The organism is Micromonospora sp. WMMD987 (genome assembly GCF_029581435.1).
Classification (GTDB): Bacteria; Actinomycetota; Actinomycetes; order Mycobacteriales; family Micromonosporaceae; genus Micromonospora; species Micromonospora rifamycinica.
Genome location: NZ_CP120861.1, coordinates 300159 through 318487 on the forward strand (window position 1 = coordinate 300159; position 18329 = coordinate 318487).

Sequence of the window (18329 nt, forward strand, 5' to 3'; positions counted from 1 at the left end):
GCCGGAACGCGCGGGTGGAGACTTCGCCGGGGTGGGCGTACCGATCCTATGCCGGTGGTACGCCCTCCGGCCGGGCAATCGGAAGTCAGCCCACCGTGATCGGGGCGCGGTTGAGCGGACGTCGTGACCGTGCGGTGTGCTGACGTGGTACGGCGGCGGCCCGGAGCTGGGTCAGTCCGGCCTGCTGGACGAAGATCGACCGGCGGCTCACCGCGTCTCCCGACGCGTTCAGCTGGTAGCCGTCGAGCCAGAGCCAGCCGTCGTACGTCGGCCAGTCGAGCACCCGGATCACGCGGAAGGTGATCGGCCTGAGGAACTGCACACTCGCGGCGCGAGTGACGTGCAGAACGTCACCGGAGCGGGGAAGCACATGGGCTCCTGGGAGGGTATGGCCGGCGTCGCGGGCCGACCGGGGCGGGACGGAGGACGAGGTGCGGGTCCGGCGACGGGGTTGTGCCTCGCGGGCCGGTGCTCGGTGTGGTGGTGGTCGGGCCGTACCCGCTGGTGGTGGACCGCCACCCGACCATCACCCGCTGCTCACGGGACTAGCGCTCCCACCGCCGCAGCCTCCAGGCGTGCAGCGGCGGGGTTTTCAACCCGGGGGCAGGTCTCGTTGACACAACTCGGCCCGGCCACCCGCCGACCGGTTAATCCCGGGGTGATGATCACACCGTGAGATCGACCGGGGACGGTGAGTGACTCGAACCATACGGACAGACTGCATGAGCCTGGTGCTCTATGCAAGTTGCACGTCGACTTTTGCTGATAGGTGAGCGCGACACGTGAACCGGGCGCTTGATCACGCCATCCCCCGAGCGGCACACTGGACGCCGGTTCCGCCGCCGCGGCCGGTCGGTGACCGGGCACCACCCCTGCCGCGAACGATCGCCCGCCGCGCGTCGTCGCGCCCCCGGCGGGTGTGGACGCCGGCGCGACCGACCGGAGGTAACGGGTGAGCGCGAGGCGCCAGCTTTTCCCGTCAGCGGCACCCGGAGGAACCCGATGAGCGAGCGGCGGAGCCCGACCATCCGGCGTCGCCGGCTCGGGGCGGAGCTGCGCCGGTTGCGCGACGGCGCCAACATCACCATCGAGGCGGTCGCCGAGCAGTTGGAGTGTTCCGCCTCGAAAGTCTCCCGGATCGAAACCGGTCACACCTCGGCGACCCCCCGCGACGTCCGGGACATGCTCCGGATCTACGGGGTGGTGGGCACGGAGAGCGACGAGCTGGTACAGATCGCCCGGGAGGCCAGGCAGAAAGGGTGGTGGCACCCGCACCGCTCGGTACTGGTGGGTGCCTACGTCGGTCTGGAGGCGGCGGCCGGCTCCATCCGGACGTACGAGCAGCAGGTCATTCCCGGTCTGCTGGTCACCGAGGAGTACGCCACCACGATGATCCAGGCGGCCCGTCCGGATTTGAGCGCGGACCAGGTGCAACAACGAGTGCGTGTCCGACTGGGCCGTCAGTCGTTGTTGACCCAGGACGATCCGGTCGATCTGCGGGTGGTGCTCGACGAGGCGGTGTTGAGGAGGCCGGTGGGCGGCGACGCGGTGATGCGTGGTCAGCTCAGGCGGCTGGTGGAGGTGGCCGAACTGCCGAACGTGACGTTGCAGGTCCTGCCCTTCGAGGTGGGAGCGCACGCCGGCATGGACGGGCCCTTCACGATTCTCGGTTTCCCCGACTCGGTGGATCCGGATGTCGTGTACGCGGAGAACGCCACGGGTGGGCTCTTCCTCGAGAAGAGCGACGAACTGCAGAAGTACAAGTTCATCTTCGATCAGATTCAAGCAGCGGCCGAGCGACCGGAGGAGTCCATCGCACACATCGCAGAACTGGCAGAGGAGCCGTTGTGGAAATGGCGACCGAGAGGTTCCCCGAGGACCTGACGCAGGCAACGTGGTTCAAGAGCTCAAGAAGTGGGCCGAACTGCGACAACTGCGTCGAGGTAGCGTACGTGATCGGGGCGGTCGGGGTACGGGACTCGAAGGACAAGACAGGTCCCGCCCTCGTTTTCGCCCCCGGGGAATGGAACGCCTTCGTCGCCGATGCTCGGAACGGCGCGTTCGGCCAACACTGACCAACGCAGCGTGGCGTTGACCGCGGGCCGGTCGGGGACACTCCCCGGCCGGCCCGTCGCCACTGGCGTTCCGCATCGTTGAACCCTCGGTACGGCGCTGGTCGACGACCCGCCGCATCCAGCGGCCACCGAGCGAGGCAGGCGATACGCAGATGACGACGATCGGTTCAGACAACCTCATCAACGGACCGGGGAAGACCGAACGCTTCGGGGGCAAGTACCGCGGCGCACGGCGCGACACCATGCTCACCGAGGTCGGTGGCGTCGACAGCGAGATGGGGCACGACGGTGTCTGTGCGGCCGAGCACTCCGGGTCGCCACTGTCGATGTCCGCGCTCGATCCGAACCCGCTCACCGAGCCGTCGTTCCCGTCGGACGGCTGGCCGTCGGAACCATGCGAGTCGCTGGTCGACCACCCGCTGATGCGCGGTCTGCTCCTGGAACTGCCGCCGAAGGGGAGCATACCGCCGCCCGGGTGGCTGGACGCGTGGTTCGAGGCGACCCGGGCGATCCTGGAACTGCTATACGTGCAGGGAGCCGACTACAGCCGGTGAAGCGGTCAGCGTGGGACCGCCGGTGGGCAGCGTCCGCTCGGCGAGCCGGTTGTGCCGCAGGCCGTGGCGCACCCCGATGGCGAGGACGACCAGCCCGCCCAGGGTCAGCGCCACCCCGGTGAACCCGTTGTCGGCGGTGAGGTCCAGACCGGCGGCCCGGAGCAGGCCCGGAACGGTGGCCAGCGCGGTGACCTGCACCGGCAGGCCGACCAGCGGGTGCGCGGCCGAGGCCCGCAGACCGTACGGCGCGGGGGTGTCCGGCGCGGCGGCGAACGCGCCCGCGCCGGCCCGCAACCGACGGACCCGGCGCACCGTCCAGGCCAGCACGGCGAGCGCGGGCACGGCGACCAGGGGGAGCTGACCGGCGGCCCGGTCGACCACGGTGTCCCCGGCGCTGGTCAGGCCGGCGGCCAGCACCGTCATGGTCAGGCCGACCCCGGCGACGGAGAGGGCGAGCAACCACCCGCTGCGCCGCCGCAGGGCGCGGGCCCGGTCCAGCCGGGGGAGTCCGTCCGCCACGACTCCGGCGGCGAGCCAGACGGCGGCGATCGACAGCAGCACGATGAGATGCCCATCCATGGACACAGCCTTGCCCAGAACGGTGTCCGGCAAATCCGGGGCGGCCCCCGGGTTCCACCCCGAAGCGTCCCGTAGGGGACGGCCGTCGGTCCGGCGTGCCGATGAGCCGGGCAGTGCCGTACCGGGGGCACGGGGCCGGCGTCGGGCCGCGCCGACCGGTCGTCCCCAGGCCGCGAAGGTGGCCCGTCGTCCTCAGGCCGCGAAGGTGGCCCGTCGTCCTCAGACCGCGAAGGTGGCCGGTCGTTCGGTGGCCGGGGCCGGGGGCCGCGCCTTCCACAGGCCGGTCTTCTGGCCGGCGAGGCGGGTCAGGTAGGCGGGGTTGAGGATGACGTACCGCCGCCAGAGCCGCTTCGGCTCCAGGCCGAGCCGCCAGAACCACTCCAGCCCGGCCCGCTGCATCCACGGCGGCGGCTGCTTGAGCAGGCCGGCGTGGTAGTCGAAGGCCGCCCCGACGGCCATCAGCGGCATGTCGAGCAGGGGCCGCATCGCGTACGTGAAGACCTCCTGACGGGGGCAGCCCAGCCCGACCAGGACGAGCCGGGCACCACTGGACCGGATCCGGTCGGCGATCTCGGCGTCCTCGCCGGGCCGCACCGCCCGGAACTTCGACGGCTCCACCCCGGCGATCTTCAGGGCGGGGAACATCCGCTCCAGCGCCGGGAGCAGCTTCGCCAGGGTCTCCTCGGTCGAGCCGTACAGATAGACCGGGAGCCCCTCGTCGGCGAAGCGGCGCAGCACGTGCAGGGTCAGCGTCGGACCGTAGACCCGGTCCGCCAGGCCGGCGTGGTGCAGCAGGTTGAGCGCCCAGCGCACCGGCTGCCCGTCCGGGGTGACCACGTCGAAGGAGTTGAGCCGGGCGTTGTGCGCCGGGTCGAGCACCCCGGTCATCACCCCGTGCACGGCCAGCGCGGTCAGCGCCAGCGGCCGGCGTTCCCGGGCCGCCGCGACGACCTGCTCGGTCGCCGAGGCGTAGTCGGTGGCGTCGACCAGGACGCCGAGGACGTTCCGCTTGCCCTGTGCGGTCATGCGCCCGGCACCCACTTGTCGACGTTGGCCTGGTAGATCTCCTGCATGATCATCGGTACGTCGTAGACCTGCTTCCAGCCCGGGTAGTCGGCCTGGAACGCCTCGTTCGAGCCGATCCACCACTTGTGGTCGCCGATCCGGTTCGCGTCGACGTACTCGGTGATCATCTCCTGGCCGGTGATCTGCTCGGCCAGCGCGAACGCCTCCCGGTTGGAGGTGTTGGAGTGCCGGCCGCCGCCCAGGTTGTAGACCGCCGCCGAACGCGGGGCACGGAAGAACGCCTCGAACGCCGACACCACGTCGGAGCTGTGGATGGCGTCCCGGACCTGCTTGCCCTGGTAACCGAAGATCTTGTAGGTGCGGCGCTCCATGTTGGCCCGCATCACGTAGCCGAGGAAGCCGTGCAGTTCGGTCGCCGAGTGCGCCGGGCCGGTCAGCGTGCCGCCCCGGAAACAGGCCGTCCGCATGTCGAAGTAACGGCCGTACTCCTGCACCATCACGTCGGCGGCGACCTTGGAGGCCCCGAACACCGAGTGCAGGCAGGCGTCGATCGACATGTCCTCACGGATGCCCTGCTCGTACGGGTGCCCCGGGGTGATCTCCCACCGGGTCGCCTGCTCCACCAGCGGCAGGCTGTTCGGCCGGTCGCCGTAGACCTTGTTGGTCGAGCAGTGGATCAGCGCCGCCTCGATGCAGTGCTCCCGCACGTTCTGCAGGATGTTGAGGGTGCCGACCGCGTTGACGTCGAAGTCGGTGAACGGATCCCGCACCGCCCAGTCGTGCGACGGCTGGGCCGCGGTGTGGATGACCACGGCGATGTCCCGGCCGTACCGGGCGAAGAGCTTGGCGAGGGTGTCCCGGTCGCGGATGTCGAGGCTGTGGTGCGCGTACGCCGATCCCAGCTCGTCGGTCAGCCGCCGGACGTTCCACGCGGTCGAGGCCTCGGCCCCGAAGAACTCCTGCCGCATGTCGTTGTCGATGCCGACCACGTCCAGGCCGAGCCCGGCGAAGTGCCGAACCGCCTCGGAACCGATCAGACCGCCCGAACCGGTCACCAACGCGACGCTCACACGACACTCCTGGTCAAGGTAGGAGGCTGGCAAAAACCATCGGAGCATAGCCTGACGTCCGGTACGCCCTGATACGAAGCGAGGGCCCCGCATCCTGCGGAGCCCTCGGCTGTCTCTGGTGGGGATGGGGGGAGTTGAACCCCCACGTCCTTTCGGACACACGGACCTGAACCGTGCGCGTCTGCCATTCCGCCACATCCCCGTGGCACGACCGTCGAACGCGGTGCTGCGCGACGTCCCGCCGTGGCCGGCGCGACCCGAACATGCTACCGGGTACTGCGGTCTCGCCCCGACCGGCTACCGTTCTCCCGAGCGGTCACCCTTCGTGGCGGTCGAAAGAGTAGCACGGTTGCAAGAGCTGTTCCGAACGGGCCGCCGCGCGGTGGCCGAGCGGCGCGCGAGCTGCGCGCGCGCCGTCCAGATACCATCATGTCCTCGGAACCCGAGGAGGAGCCGGTGAGCGTGCTGCAACGCTTCGAGAAGCGTCTGGAAGGCCTGGTCGAGGGGGCCTTCGCCAAGGTCTTCAAAGGGGTGGTCCACCCCGTGGAGATCCTCAACGCCATGCAGCGGGAGGCCGAGGCGCACAAGGCCATCCTCGCTGGTGGCCGCACCCTGGTGCCGAACCGTTACGTGATCGATCTCTCGCCGTACGACCACAGCCGGTTGGCGCCGTACGCCGCCGCGCTGGCCCAGGAGCTGGCCCAGTCGCAGGCGGAGTTCATCGGCGAGCAGGCGTGGACGGTCTACGGCGACGTGATCGTCGAGGTCGAGCGGGGCGAGGGGCTGGACACCGGCATGTTCCGGGTCACCGCAGAGGTCTACACCGGTGGCGAGGTCGCCCCGGTGTCCTCGCCCGGCGGCTACGACCCCGGCCCGCCCGGCTACCCGTCGTACGACCAGGGTGGTGGCTACGGCCCGCCGCCGGGGCACGGTGGCGGCGCCCGCAACGTCCGGCTGGTCTCCGGCGACGGCCGCACCTACCCGTTGCAGATGGGTTCGACGGTCATCGGCCGGGGCGACCAGGCCAACCTGCGGCTGCCGGACGTCGGGATCTCCCGGCGACACGCCCGGCTGGACTTCGACGGCGGGCAGGTCGTGCTGACCGATCTCGGGTCCACCAACGGCACCATGGTCAACGGCCAGCGGGTCTCGGCCGTCGCCCTCAACCCGGGCGACATGATCCAGCTCGGCACCACGACGTTGACCTTCCGCGTGGACGGCTGACCCGCCTTGCCGGAACTCGTCATCACCGTCGCCCGGTTCGGGTTCCTGATCCTGCTGTGGATCTTCGTGTTCACGGTGGTCGGTGTCATCCGACGGGATCTCTTCGCGGGTGCCCGGTCGGGCCGGCTGGTGGCCGCGCCCCGCGCGGTCGGGGCCTCGACCCAACAGCCGACGGCGAAGCCGGCGAAGGTGAAGCGGGGTCGGGCGGCCCACCAGTTGGTGGTCACCGCCGGCCAGCTCGCCGGCACCCGGATCACCCTCGGCGAAGCGCAGATCACCATCGGGCGGGCCGAGGATTCCACCCTCGTCATCACCGACGACTACGCCTCCGCGCGGCACGCCCGGCTGGTGCCCCGCGACGGGCAGTGGTTCGTCGAGGACCTCGGTTCGACTAACGGCACGTACCTCGATCGCGCTAAGGTCACCGGACCGACCCCCGTCCCCCTCGGCGTGCCGATCCGTATCGGCCGCACCTCTCTCGAATTACGGCCATGACTCTGACCCTGCGCTATGCGGCCCACAGCGACCGCGGTCTGATCCGAGACGGAAACCAGGACTCCGTCTACGCCGGGCCGCGGCTCCTCGCCGTCGCCGACGGCATGGGCGGCATGGCCGCCGGTGACGTCGCCAGCAACATCGTCATCGGTGCCATGGCGCCGCTCGACGAGGACGTCCCGGGGGACGCGCTCGTCGACGCGCTGCGATCGGCCGTGGGCACCGCCAACCAGCAGCTCCGCGACACCGTGGACGCCAACCCGCAGCTGGAGGGGATGGGCACCACACTCACCGCGACCCTCTTCTCGGGCAGCAAGCTCGGCATGGTCCATATCGGTGACTCCCGGGCCTACCTGCTGCGCAACGGCGAGTTCGCCCAGATCACCAAGGACGACACCTACGTCCAGATGCTCGTCGACGAGGGGCGGATCAGCGCGGAGGAGGCGAGCAGCCACCCCCAGCGCTCGCTGCTCACCCGCGCCCTCGACGGCCGGGACATCGACCCGGAGTACAGCGTCCGGCAGGTGCTGCCCGGGGACCGTTACCTGATCTGCAGCGACGGCCTCTCCGGTGTGGTCAGCGCGGAGACCATCGGCGACAGCCTCCGGGAATACACCGACCCGCAGCAGTGTGTCGAGCGGCTGGTGCAGCTCGCCCTGCGCGGCGGTGGCCCGGACAACATCACCGTGATCATCGCGGACGCCACCGACCAGGACATCGTCGAGGCGAGCCCGATCGTCGGCGGGGCCGCGGCCCGGGACCGGGGGATGGCCACCGCGGCCGACGACTCCACCCCGGCGGCCCGCGCGTCGGCGCTCTCGGCACCGCGTCCGCCCGCTCCGGAGGACCCGGCGGCCCACCGGGACGACGACCCGGACCGCCCCCGCCGACCGCTGCGCACCGCGGCGATGCTGGCGGCGTTGCTGGTCATCCTCGGCGGGGGGCTCTTCGCCGGGTGGAGCTACACCCAGCGGCAGTACTACGTCGGGGCGACCGACAACGGGCAGCTCGCGGTCTTCCGGGGGGTGCCCGGCCAGGTGGTCGGCCTCGACCTGTCCAGCGTGCACTCGATCAGCCAGGCCAAGCTCGACGACCTCACCCCGGCCGCCCAGGAGCAGGTCAAGCAGGGCATCCAGGCCAAGAGCCAGACGGATGCGCAACGCCGGCTGGCCGAGCTGACCAGCGAGGACCCGACCAACCCGAACCTCAAGCCGGTCTGCCCACCGGCACCGTCGCTCGTCAGCGGCTCCCCGGTGCCGCCGACGCCCACGCCGACGCCCACTCCCGGGACGCCCACTCCCGGGACGCCCACCCCCGGCGTGTCCACCCCCGGCCCGACCGGCGTTCCGGGTGCCACCGGTACCCCCACGCTGCCCACCACACCCGACGCCTCGGTCTCCGACGCGGTTCCGCCGGCCGGAGACCCGGCGGGCTGCCGGTCGCCCGAGTGACGGTCGGCTGAGATCCGAGGGACACCTCCTTGACCGCAGCGGCCCAACCGGTAGTCTCGCCCGCCACGACGGGCGAGCGGCCCGGCGTACGCCTGGCGCGGTCCCGGCGTAACGCCGAACTGTCCCTGCTGTTGCTGGCGATGGTGCTGGTGGCCGCGTACGGGGCGATCGTCGAGGCGAACCTGCTCGACACCGTCACCCGTGACTTCTGGATGCCGGCCGCCGCGCTCGGGCTGGTCTTCCTGGGCATGCACCTGGTGATCCGCTGGCTCGCGCCGTTCGCCGACCCGGCGCTGCTGCCGGCGGTGGCCCTGCTCAACGGCGTCGGGGTGGGCTTCCTGCGCCGGCTCGACCTGGCCAAGGCCGCCCCCGCCGAACGGGAGACGCTGGCCATCTTCGCCGGCACCGGTGGCCGCCAGTTGGCCTGGACGCTGGCCGCGGTGATCCTGGCCGCCGGGCTGCTGGTGGTGATGCGCGACCACCGGGCGGTCTCGCGGTACGCGTACACCCTGGGGTTGGCCGGCATCGTGCTGGTGATGATCCCGGCGGTGCTGCCCGGCCGGTTCTCCGAGATCAACGGCGCGAAGCTGTGGATCCGGGTCGGCGGGTTCAGCATCCAGCCCGGTGAGTTCGCCAAGCTGGCGCTGCTGGTCTTCTTCGCCTACTACCTGGTCCGCAAGCGTGAGGTGCTGTCGCTGGCGAGCCGCCGGGTCCTCGGCATCGACTTCCCGCGTGGCCGGGATCTCGGCCCGGTGCTCGGGGTCTGGTTGATCAGTCTGCTGGTCCTGGTCTTCGAGAAGGACCTCGGCACCTCGCTGCTCTACTTCGGCATGTTCGTGGTGACGCTCTACATCGCCACCGAACGGGTCAGCTGGCTGTTGATCGGTCTGGTCCTCTTCTTCGGCGGGGCCTACCTCGCCTACGTGCTGGGCGGCACGGTGGGCGGCCCGTTCGCCAACTTCTACACCCGTGCCGAGATCTGGCTCGACCCGTTCGCCGAGCCGTACGACCGGGGTTACCAACTGGTGCAGGGGCTGCTCGGCCTGGGCAGCGGCGGCCTGTTCGGCTCCGGTCCGGGCGCCGGGGAGCCGTTGGAGATCCCCGAGGTGCAGAACGACTTCATCTTCGCCGGCATCGGCGAGGAGATCGGCCTGTTCGGGTTGACCGCGCTGCTGGTGGTCTACCTGCTCATCGTCGAGCGGGGGCTGCGGGCCGGGCTGGCGGTGCGGGACTCGTTCGGCAAGCTGGTCGCCGGTGGTCTCGCCTTCACCCTGGGGCTCCAGGTCTTCGTGATCGTCGGCGGGATCAGCAAGCTCATCCCGCTGACCGGTCAGACCACCCCGTTCCTGTCCGCCGGTGGCTCGTCGCTGATGGCGAACTGGCTGCTCATCGCGGTGCTGCTGCGGATCTCCGATGCCGCCCGGCGACCGGTGGCCCAGGGCGGCGGTCCGGCGGCCCGGCCGGGTGGCGGCCCGCCGGAACAGCTGCACGGTGCTCCCACGGAGGTGATCCGCCCGTGAACGCGCCCCTGCGCCGCGTCGGCGTCGTCGTCATGGTCCTGTTCGGTCTGCTCTTCGCCAACCTGAACTGGATCCAGGCCTACAAGGCAGACGAATACCGCAACAGCGACTACAACGGCCGGGTGCAGGTGGCCGAGTACGAGCGACGGCGGGGCAACATCGAGGCCGGCGGTACCGCCGTGGCCACCAGCAAGGAGACCGGCGGCAAGCTGAAGTTCCAGCGCAGCTACCCGGCGGGGACGAAGTACGCCCACGTGCTCGGCTACAAGCCGGTCAACCTGGGCGACACCGGCATCGAGCGGCTGGAGAACGACTTCCTCGCCGGCACCAGCGACGCCCTGCTCGGCAACCGGATCAAGGACATGTTCACCGGCGACGAGAGCGGCGGCGGCAACGTGCTGCTGAGCATCTCGAAGCGGGCCCAGGACACCGCCTACGAGCAGCTGCGCAACAACCGCAACGGGGTGAAGAGGGGGGCGGCGATCGCCATCGACCCGCGTACCGGTGCGGTGCAGGCGCTCGTCTCGATGCCCAGCTTCGACCCGAATCCGCTGGTCGACCACGACACCAACGCCGCCTCCGCGGCCTACAACAAGTACGAGCAGGACCCGGACGGCCCGCTGAAGAACCGGGCGTTGTCGGAGACCCTGCCACCCGGCTCCACCTTCAAGATCGTGATCGCCGCCGCCGCCCTGGAGAACGGGGTCGGCAAGGACACCGAGATCCCGGCCGGGCCGAGCTGGACCCCGCCGACCTCGGGCACGCCGATCAGGAACGCCCACCCGTCGATCTGCCCGGAGGCACAGGTCACCCTGATCGACGCGGTCACCGAGTCGTGCAACACCGGCTTCGCCCAGCTCGGCGTGCGGCTCGGAGCGGACACGGTGAAGGAGAAGGCCCGGCAGTTCGGCTTCGAGCAGGACGACCTGACCGTCGGGCAGCTCGGCGAGGGGGGCCTGCCGGTGGCGGCCAGCCGGACCGGCGACATGCAGAACCCCGACGGCGGCACCGACCCCGCCGCGCTGGCGCAGTCCTCGATCGGCCAGAACAACGTCCGGATGACCCCGCTCCAGGGCGCGCTGATCGCCGGGTCGGTGGCCAACAAGGGCCGGCAGATGCGTCCCTACCTGGTCAAGCAGCTCCTCGGGCCGGACCGCACCACCAGCTACTACAACGCCCAGCCGCGGGAGTTGCGCCAGCCGGTCAGCGGGCAGGTCGCCGACGACCTGCGGGACATGATGGTCAGCGTGGTGAAGAACGGCACCGGCAGCTCGGCGGCCATCGACGGCTACACCGTCGGCGGCAAGACCGGCACCGCGCAGTCCGCCCCGGGCCGGCCCGACCACGGCTGGTTCATCGGCTTCGCGCTGGACAAGAACGGCAACGCGGTCTCCGCGGTCTGTGTGGAGCTGGAGCAGGCGGACAGCGGCGGCAGTGCCGAGGCGGCCCGGATCGGCGGCAAGATCATGCAGGCGGCCATCGCCGATGCGGGGGGCCGCTGACATGCTCAGCCCCGGCGTGCAGCTCGGTAACCGCTACCGTCTCGACGAGCGGATCGCCAGCGGCGGCATGGGCGACGTGTGGCGCGGCACCGACCAGGTGCTGGGCCGTACGGTGGCGGTGAAGAGCCTGCTCCCGGCGCTGCTCGACGAGCCCGGCTTCGCCGAGCGGTTCCGCGGCGAGGCCCGAACGATGGCCACCATCAACCACCCCGGCGTGGTGGACGTCTACGACTTCGGCAGCGACCAGGAGATCGCCTTCCTGGTGATGGAGTACGTCGAGGGCGACGCCCTGTCCGCGACGCTCAGCCGGGTCGGCCGGCTCACCCCGGCCCGGACGATGGCCCTGCTCGCCCAGGCCGCCGACGCGTTGCACGCCGCCCACGAGAAGGGCATCGTGCACCGGGACGTCAAGCCCGGCAACCTGCTCGTCCGGCCGAACGGCACGCTGGTGCTGACCGATTTCGGCATCGCCCGGTCCGAGCTGGTCGGCCAGCTCACCGCCGCCGGCTCGGTGCTCGGCACCGCCTCGTACATCTCCCCCGAGCAGGCCACCGGCGCGGTCGCCACCCCCGCCTCCGACGTGTACGCGCTCGGTGTGGTGGCGTACCAGTGCCTGGCCGGTCGTCGGCCCTTCGAGGGTGACAATCCCCTCGAGATCGCGATGAAGCATGTCCGGGACACCCCCCGGGCACTGCCCGGCGACATCCCGCCGCAGGTCAAGGCGATCGTGGAGCGGGCGATGGCCAAGGAGCCCGGTCACCGCTGGCCGAGCGCCGCCGCCCTGGCCGCCGTCGCCCGGCAGGCCAAGCAGGTGCTCTCCCAGCAGGCCCGCGCGGGCGGTGGGCACCCCGGTCCGGTCTCCGGTGGCCCGGTGTCCGGTGGTCCGGTGTCCGGTGGCCCGGTCTCCGGAGCGCCGGCCTCGCCCGCCGGTCCGATGGCCCGCGCGCAGGTGCCGTCCGTGCCCCGGCAGCAGCCCGCCGCGCTGGCCCACCAGCAGCACCGCCCCCCGCAGGCCCGGCCGCCGGTCGGTGGACAGGCCAGACCGCCGGTCAGCGGGCAGGCCCGGCCCCCGATGGGTGGGCAGGCCCGGCCCCCGGTCCAGGCCCGGCACCCGCAGCCGCCGGTGGTCCAGCGTCCACCGGTCCCGGCCACCCCGAGCTACCAGCAACCCCGGGGTGCCGCGTCGGTGCCCCCGATGCCGGTCCGGTCCGACCGGCCGATGGGATACGCCCGGCATCCACTGCCGCCCCCCGCCCCGGAACGTGGTTCCCGGACGGGCATGGTGACCCTGGCCATCCTGCTGGCCATCCTGGTGCTGGTCTGTTCCGGGGTGCTCTCCTACGCGACGCGGAACAACCTGCTGAGCGGTGATCCGAGCGCGCCGCGTACGACGTCCGGCGCGCTGAGTGCCCACGAACGCGACGTTCCGGCCGGAACACCGTACCGTCGGGTGGTACGGCCCGGACCGGGTGCCGGCGAGACGACGACGAGCGAAGGACGACGAACGCGATGACAGCCCAGGCCCGCCTGCTCGGTGGCAGGTACCAGGTCGGCGAGCTGCTCGGTTACGGCGGCATGGCCGAGGTGCACCGCGGTCGGGATCTCCGGCTCGGTCGGGACGTCGCGATCAAGATGCTCCGGACCGATCTGGCCCGGGACGCCACCTTCCAGATGCGGTTCCGCCGGGAGGCGCAGAACGCGGCCTCGCTGAACCACCCGGCGATCGTCGCCGTCTACGACACCGGTGAGGAGACCGCGCCGACCGGCGAGACCCTGCCGTTCATCGTGATGGAGTTCGTGAACGGGCGGACCCTCAAGGAGGTCCTCGGCGTCGAGGGGCGGCTCCAGCCGCGCCGGGCGCTGGAGATCTGCGCCGACATGTGCGCGGCCCTGGAGTTCAGCCACCGGCACGGGATCATCCACCGGGACATCAAGCCCGGCAACGTCATGCTGACCCAGACCGGCCAGGTCAAGGTCATGGACTTCGGCATCGCCCGCGCGTTGGCCAGTGGTGCCACCACGATGACCCAGACCAGCGCGGTGATCGGTACCGCCCAGTACCTGTCCCCGGAGCAGGCGCGCGGCGAGGCCGTCGACGCCCGCTCCGACGTGTACGCCGCCGGTTGCGTGCTGTTCGAGCTGGTCTGCGGCCATCCGCCGTTCGTCGGCGACAGCCCGGTCAGCGTGGCGTACCAGCACGTGCGGGAGGCCCCGCCGACGCCCAGCGACATCAACCCGGACGTCACCCCGGCGATCGACGCGATCGTGCTGAAGGCGCTGTCCAAGAACCCGCTCAACCGCTATCAGAGCGCCGGCGAGATGCGGGCCGACCTGCTCCGCGCCGCCGCCGGTCGGCAGGTGATGGCCACCCCGGTGATGAGCCAGGACGAGACCACCCCGATGGCGGCGGCCGCGGCCGGCTACCCGACGCAGGTGATGGGTCAGCAGACCCGGCAGATTCCGGCGAGGGTCGGCGACCCGCAGCGCCGGAAGAGTTCCTCCTGGGTGATCGCGGCGTTCGCGGCGGTCGGCGTGCTGGCGGTGATCGCCCTGGTGGCGGCCCTGCTGATGAACGGCGACAAGCCCCGGACGAGCCCGGTGCCCAACCTTGCGGGCAAGACGCAGGCGGCGGCGTTCACCGAGATCCAGAACGCCGGGCTGGTGCCGGCGACCGGTGACCCGGTCTTCGACAGCACCTGCAAGAAGGGGACCGTCGCCAGGCAGGACCCGCCGGCGGGCACCCCGCTGCAGGAGAACCGTCAGGTGACGGTGAACATCTGCGGTGGCCCGCAGGAGGTCTCCATCCCGGCCGGGCTGGTCGGCTCGCAGTTCGACAACGTCAAGCCGCAGCTGGACCGGCTCAAGCTCGTCGTCGAACGCAAGGACATCAACAGCGACCAGCCGGCCGGTCAGGTCACCAAGGTGACGCCCGACTCCGGCAGCAAGGTCGCCGAGGGCACCAAGGTGACCGTGGAGGTCTCCCGGGGCAACATCCGGGAGGTCCCCCGGGTCACCGGTCTCACCGAGGACGAGGCGCGCAAGGAGCTGCAGGCGGCCGGCTACGAGGTCAGGGTGCGTGAGGGCGACGAGGTGCCGGCGGACCAGGCCGGCCGGGTGAGCGCACAGAACCCCAAGGCTGGCAGCAACCTGGCCAAGGGGCAGACGGTGACCATCGAGGTCTCCGTTCCCGAGCCCACCGAGGAGCCGCCCCCGCCGACCCCGACCACGCCGGCGCCGACGACCACGCCGCCCGGTGACGGTGGGGGTGGCGGGTTCCCGCTGCCCACGCCGCCGTTCCGGACCGAGGACCGGTGATCCGTACCCGGAGGTGACGGCCCGGCCCACCCGGGCCGGGGCCGATCGGCACCCGCCCGGGCCGGGCCGTCCCCAGGGTGACCCGCGGGTAGACCCGGCGCCCGGGCCGGTGCCGGCGGGGCGGTCGGGTCAGCCGGCGGCGAAGGCGGCCAGCCGGCGGGCGTCGACCTCGGCGGCCAGCCCGGGGGCGCGCTCCAGGGCCTCCGGGTGACCGCAGGCGGCCACCCAGTTCGCCAGCATCAGGTGGCCGCCCTCGGTGAGCACCGACTCCGGGTGGAACTGCACCCCCTCGATCGGCAGGGTCCGGTGCCGCATCGCCATCACCACGCCCGACTCCGTCCAGCCGGTGACCTCCAGCTCCGCGGGGAGCGTCTCGGGGAGCACCGCCAGCGAGTGGTAGCGGGTGGCGGTGAACGGGTCGGGGAGGCCGGCCAGCACCCCGACCGAATGGTGCCGTACCTCGGACGTCTTGCCGTGCAGCAACTCCGGTGCCCGGGTGACGGTCGCGCCGAACGCCTCACCGATCGCCTGGTGGCCGAGGCAGACGCCGAAGATCGGCAGCTCACCGCCGTACCGGTGGATGATGTCGAGGCAGTTGCCGGCACGGTCCGGGCTGCCCGGCCCCGGCGAGAGCAGGATGCCCGCCGCGCCGACCCGGCCGACCTCGGCGACGTCGATCTCGTCGTTGCGCCGGACCTCGCAGTCCACCCCGAGCTGGCCCAGGTACTGCACGAGGTTGAAGACGAAGGAGTCGTAGTTGTCGATCACGAGGACACGCATGGGCTCACCGGCTTGGAGAGGGGGCGGGCGGGGTGTTGTTCCGGTCGGTGTCGTACGGCAGCTCGTGCCCGTCGCCGGCCGGCGCGTCGGGGTCGACGGTGGAGTCGCCGCCCGGGTTGCCGGAATCCTGGGTGACCTGCACGTCGTCGAAGGGCAGCAGCGGCTCGGCCCAGGGGAAGACCACGTACCAGAGCAGCGCCACCGTCGCGGTGGCGAGCAGCACCGACCCGACCAGCTTGCCGGGCAGCCCGAAAGGCAACTTGCGCCAGATCCAGGAGTACATCGTCGTCAGCCCCGCAGTTCCGCCGGTGGACCCTCGGACTTGGGCTGCGCGTGGTCCAGCTCGGCGTGGACGATCAGGCGCTGGTAGTTGTCGAACTTCGGGTTGCAGGTGGTCAGGGTGAGCAGTTTCCGGGTCGCCTTCGCGTTCGGCTCGCCGGGCACCGGCGCGACCACCTCGACCTGGTCGGGCCGGACGATCCGGGACTGGTACACCTTGTAGACGTACCAGTCCTGCTTGCCCTCCAGGACGATCGCGTCGCCCACCTCCAGCTCGTCCAGCCGCCAGAAGGTGGCCCGGTTACGGTGCCCGGCGACGGAGAAGTTGCCCACCTCGCCGGGGAGGGCGCTCTTCGGGTAGTGGCCGGGGGCGTACCGGATGTCCTGCTGGGTGACGCCCTCGACGACGACCCAGTTCTTGTCGAGGCTGGGGATGTAGAGCCCGGCGATCGGCTTGCCCTCGGCCGGGGCGACCGGCTTGGCGCTCGGGCTGACCGTCGGGTCGCCGGTCGGCCCCCAGGCCTGGGCCAGTTGCTCGTTGAGCTTGCTCTGGTGGGCGTCGACCAGGGCGGACTTGCCCCAGATCTCGTACCCGGCGAAGAGGAGCACCACCAGACCGAAGGTGATCAGCACCTCGCCGCTGACCCGGACGCCGGTGCGCAGCCGGGAGCCGAAGGTGGGCCGGGTCAGCTCCGAGTAGACGCTCTTGTAGCCCTCGCCGGTCTGCTCGGGGCGGAGCTGGACCACCCGCTCGCCGCGCCGGGGCGGCGGTGGGGGCTCGGCGGGACCAGCGGAGCGGACGTCCTCGGGGACGGGTGGCACCGCGCCCATCAGGGCGGTGGAGTCCAGTGCCGGGCCGGTCGGCCGGGCCGGCACCACCGGCAGCAGCGCGGTGGCCGCCGGGTCCACGGCGGCCGGGTGCGGGCCGCCCGCGGCGCCGGACGGGCGCGGCGTTCCGTCCGGCGCGGCGGCCCGGAGCCGACCCGTCTCGACGGGCGGCACCGGACGCGGGGCGGCACCGGGGAGGCCGGGACCGTGCTGGGGTCCGGTCGCCGTCGGTGCGGGTCGGGCCGGCGTCGGGTGCCGCTCGGCGTTCTCCGGGTGGTGGCGTGGTGGTGTGCCGGGACGGTGCGGCGGGGGCGTCCCCGGCTGTGGGCGTCCGGCCTCCGCCGGGGTGGGGCGACCCGGCCAGGCGGGCGGCGGCTGGCGGGTCGGCAGCGCCGGGGCGGGCCAGGGGCCGGTCGGCCCCGACGGACGCCCGGGACCGGCCGACGCGGCACCGGCGGGTGCCGGGCCGGTGCGGTCGGGACCGGCGGGTGCGGGACCGGCCGACGCGGGGTCGGTGCGGGCGGGGGACGGGTCGGCGGACCGGTCGACCCTGGGCAGGAAGGCGGTCGGGCCGTCGTTCCGGTCGCCGTCGCGCGGTCCCCCACCCTGGTAGGTCATCGAGGCACCGTCGCCGATCGCAACGCGGTCGAGTCCTCGAACGCCGGCACGGAGACCGTGCCGACGTGCTCGGAGTAGCCGAGCTGGTAGTGGTCGACCGCCTGCTTGAACAACCCGACTCCCTGAGAGCCGGCGAGGGCCTGCTGGAGGGCAGCGGGATCGCCGATTGCTACGATCTTGAATGGTGGCGAGTGCACCCGGCCGTGCAGCAGCAGGGTGTTACCGACGCAGCGTACCGCGCTGGTGGACAGCACGCGGACGTTCATGATGGACATGGCCTCCGCGCCGCCGGCCCAGAGCGCGTTGACCACCGCCTGCACGTCGCCCTGGTGGACGACCAGGTCGTCGTTGGTGGCGCCCTTGGGCATGGTGCCGTCGCCACGTCGGGGCGCGTCGTTCAGCTCGACGGTCACCCCGGAGCCGGTGAGGGCGGTGAAGCCGGCCGCCTGTCGGAGCCCCCGGGCACGGTCGCGCTGCTCCTTGATCGGCGCGTCGGTGTCGGCCAGGGCCGAGGTGTCGGCCTCCACGTCGGCGCGGAGCCGGGCGGCCCGCAGCTCGCTGGCGGCCACCTGCTCCCGGCGGTCCTCGATGAGCTGGGTGAGCTGGGGCCGGCGGTCCTCCCGCAGGGCGGTGCCGCCCGCCGTGGTCGCCGTGGTGGTGAAGAGCAGCCCGGCGGCGGCGGCGATCAGCGGCACGCCGACCGACCAGCCCGGTCGGCGCTGCCTCGGCCGTCGCGGCAGGAAGGCGACGACCGCCCGACGCATGGCCTTCTGCCAGGACGCCGCACCGGATGTGTACTCCACCGAGCGTTCCTCTCCCGTCTTCTGGTGACGCCCGTCACGGGCGGGCGCGGTCGCCGGCGTCGCGTCGACCCGCCCGATCCGGTCACCGCGTGCACCGGATCGACCCCATTCATGGCCTGGAGCGGCCTTCCGGACTACGCTAGCTGTCGAACATTATTGGCCATGGACCGTCGCCCCCGCGCCCGGTTGTCAGGCCGGACGAGGTCGTCA

General features: G+C 71.9%; 18 protein-coding genes and 1 tRNA gene. 10 read left to right on the top strand and 9 right to left on the bottom strand.

Features of this window, described 5'->3' with window-relative positions:
* Positions 1–85: 85 nt before the first annotated feature.
* On the bottom strand, positions 86–370 hold the full coding sequence (locus O7612_RS01270; RefSeq protein ID WP_282269688.1) for a hypothetical protein: 285 nt from the start codon (positions 368–370) through the stop codon (positions 86–88).
* Between the two features lie 632 nt (positions 371–1002).
* Here O7612_RS01270 and O7612_RS01275 point away from each other — a divergent pair.
* The 3 genes from O7612_RS01275 to O7612_RS01285 all read left to right on the top strand — a co-directional run bounded on the left by O7612_RS01275 (position 1003) and on the right by O7612_RS01285 (position 2629).
* On the top strand, positions 1003–1884 hold the full coding sequence (locus O7612_RS01275) for a helix-turn-helix transcriptional regulator (protein WP_282269690.1): 882 nt from the start codon (positions 1003–1005) through the stop codon (positions 1882–1884).
* Positions 1854–2075: a DUF397 domain-containing protein gene (locus O7612_RS01280; protein WP_282269692.1), complete on the top strand. Its 222-nt coding sequence runs from the start codon at positions 1854–1856 to the stop codon at positions 2073–2075. Before O7612_RS01275 ends, O7612_RS01280 begins: the two co-directional genes overlap by 31 nt.
* Before the next feature lie 152 nt (positions 2076–2227).
* Positions 2228–2629 carry a hypothetical protein gene (locus tag O7612_RS01285; RefSeq protein ID WP_282269694.1) on the top strand — a complete coding sequence of 134 codons (402 nt, stop codon included), beginning with the start codon at positions 2228–2230 and terminating at the stop codon, positions 2627–2629.
* On the opposite strand, the gene O7612_RS01290 is transcribed toward O7612_RS01285, so the two are convergent.
* The 4 genes from O7612_RS01290 to O7612_RS01305 all read right to left on the bottom strand — a co-directional run bounded on the left by O7612_RS01290 (position 2597) and on the right by O7612_RS01305 (position 5506).
* Positions 2597–3208, bottom strand: a complete 612-nt coding sequence (locus O7612_RS01290) for a hypothetical protein (RefSeq protein WP_282269696.1) — start codon at positions 3206–3208, stop codon at positions 2597–2599. The genes O7612_RS01285 and O7612_RS01290 overlap by 33 nt on opposite strands.
* 219 nt (positions 3209–3427) lie before the next feature.
* Positions 3428–4234 (bottom strand): WecB/TagA/CpsF family glycosyltransferase, encoded by an 807-nt coding sequence (locus tag O7612_RS01295; protein ID WP_282269698.1) that lies wholly within the window; start codon positions 4232–4234, stop codon positions 3428–3430.
* Positions 4231–5352 carry an NAD-dependent epimerase/dehydratase family protein gene (locus O7612_RS01300; protein ID WP_282269699.1) on the bottom strand — a complete coding sequence of 374 codons (1122 nt, stop codon included), beginning with the start codon at positions 5350–5352 and terminating at the stop codon, positions 4231–4233. Before O7612_RS01300 ends, O7612_RS01295 begins: the two co-directional genes overlap by 4 nt.
* A 68-nt stretch (positions 5353–5420) precedes the next feature.
* Positions 5421–5506, bottom strand: a tRNA-Leu gene (locus tag O7612_RS01305).
* Between the two features lie 227 nt (positions 5507–5733).
* Here O7612_RS01305 and O7612_RS01310 point away from each other — a divergent pair.
* The 7 genes from O7612_RS01310 (at position 5734) to pknB (ending at position 14811) form a co-directional block, all read left to right on the top strand.
* On the top strand, positions 5734–6528 hold the full coding sequence (locus O7612_RS01310; protein WP_282269700.1) for a DUF3662 and FHA domain-containing protein: 795 nt from the start codon (positions 5734–5736) through the stop codon (positions 6526–6528).
* 6 nt (positions 6529–6534) lie between these two features.
* On the top strand, positions 6535–7023 hold the full coding sequence (locus tag O7612_RS01315; protein WP_282269702.1) for an FHA domain-containing protein: 489 nt from the start codon (positions 6535–6537) through the stop codon (positions 7021–7023).
* Entirely contained in the window at positions 7020–8474 is a 1455-nt protein-coding gene (locus tag O7612_RS01320) for a PP2C family serine/threonine-protein phosphatase (RefSeq protein WP_282269704.1), read from the top strand. Before O7612_RS01315 ends, O7612_RS01320 begins: the two co-directional genes overlap by 4 nt.
* A gap of 140 nt (positions 8475–8614) precedes the next feature.
* Entirely contained in the window at positions 8615–9994 is a 1380-nt protein-coding gene (locus O7612_RS01325) for an FtsW/RodA/SpoVE family cell cycle protein (RefSeq protein ID WP_282274111.1), read from the top strand.
* A complete protein-coding gene (locus O7612_RS01330; RefSeq protein WP_282269706.1) occupies positions 9991–11496 on the top strand; it encodes a penicillin-binding protein 2 in 1506 nt (501 codons plus the stop codon). The genes O7612_RS01325 and O7612_RS01330 overlap by 4 nt, the downstream gene beginning before the upstream one ends.
* A 1-nt stretch (position 11497) precedes the next feature.
* A complete protein-coding gene (locus O7612_RS01335) occupies positions 11498–13009 on the top strand; it encodes a serine/threonine protein kinase (RefSeq protein ID WP_282274112.1) in 1512 nt (503 codons plus the stop codon).
* Positions 13006–14811: a Stk1 family PASTA domain-containing Ser/Thr kinase gene (gene pknB / locus O7612_RS01340; protein ID WP_282269708.1), complete on the top strand. Its 1806-nt coding sequence runs from the start codon at positions 13006–13008 to the stop codon at positions 14809–14811. Before O7612_RS01335 ends, pknB begins: the two co-directional genes overlap by 4 nt.
* 129 nt (positions 14812–14940) lie before the next feature.
* On the opposite strand, the gene O7612_RS01345 is transcribed toward pknB, so the two are convergent.
* Genes O7612_RS01345 through O7612_RS01360 form a run of 4 tightly spaced genes read right to left on the bottom strand, consistent with a single transcriptional unit; the run spans position 14941 to position 18119 of the window.
* Entirely contained in the window at positions 14941–15591 is a 651-nt protein-coding gene (locus O7612_RS01345) for an aminodeoxychorismate/anthranilate synthase component II (RefSeq protein ID WP_282269710.1), read from the bottom strand.
* Between the two features lie 4 nt (positions 15592–15595).
* Positions 15596–15874 carry a hypothetical protein gene (locus O7612_RS01350; protein WP_282269712.1) on the bottom strand — a complete coding sequence of 93 codons (279 nt, stop codon included), beginning with the start codon at positions 15872–15874 and terminating at the stop codon, positions 15596–15598.
* Between the two features lie 5 nt (positions 15875–15879).
* A complete protein-coding gene (locus tag O7612_RS01355; protein WP_282269714.1) occupies positions 15880–17316 on the bottom strand; it encodes a class E sortase in 1437 nt (478 codons plus the stop codon).
* Entirely contained in the window at positions 17313–18119 is an 807-nt protein-coding gene (locus O7612_RS01360) for a DUF881 domain-containing protein (protein ID WP_282269716.1), read from the bottom strand. Before O7612_RS01360 ends, O7612_RS01355 begins: the two co-directional genes overlap by 4 nt.
* Positions 18120–18329: the final 210 nt, after the last annotated feature.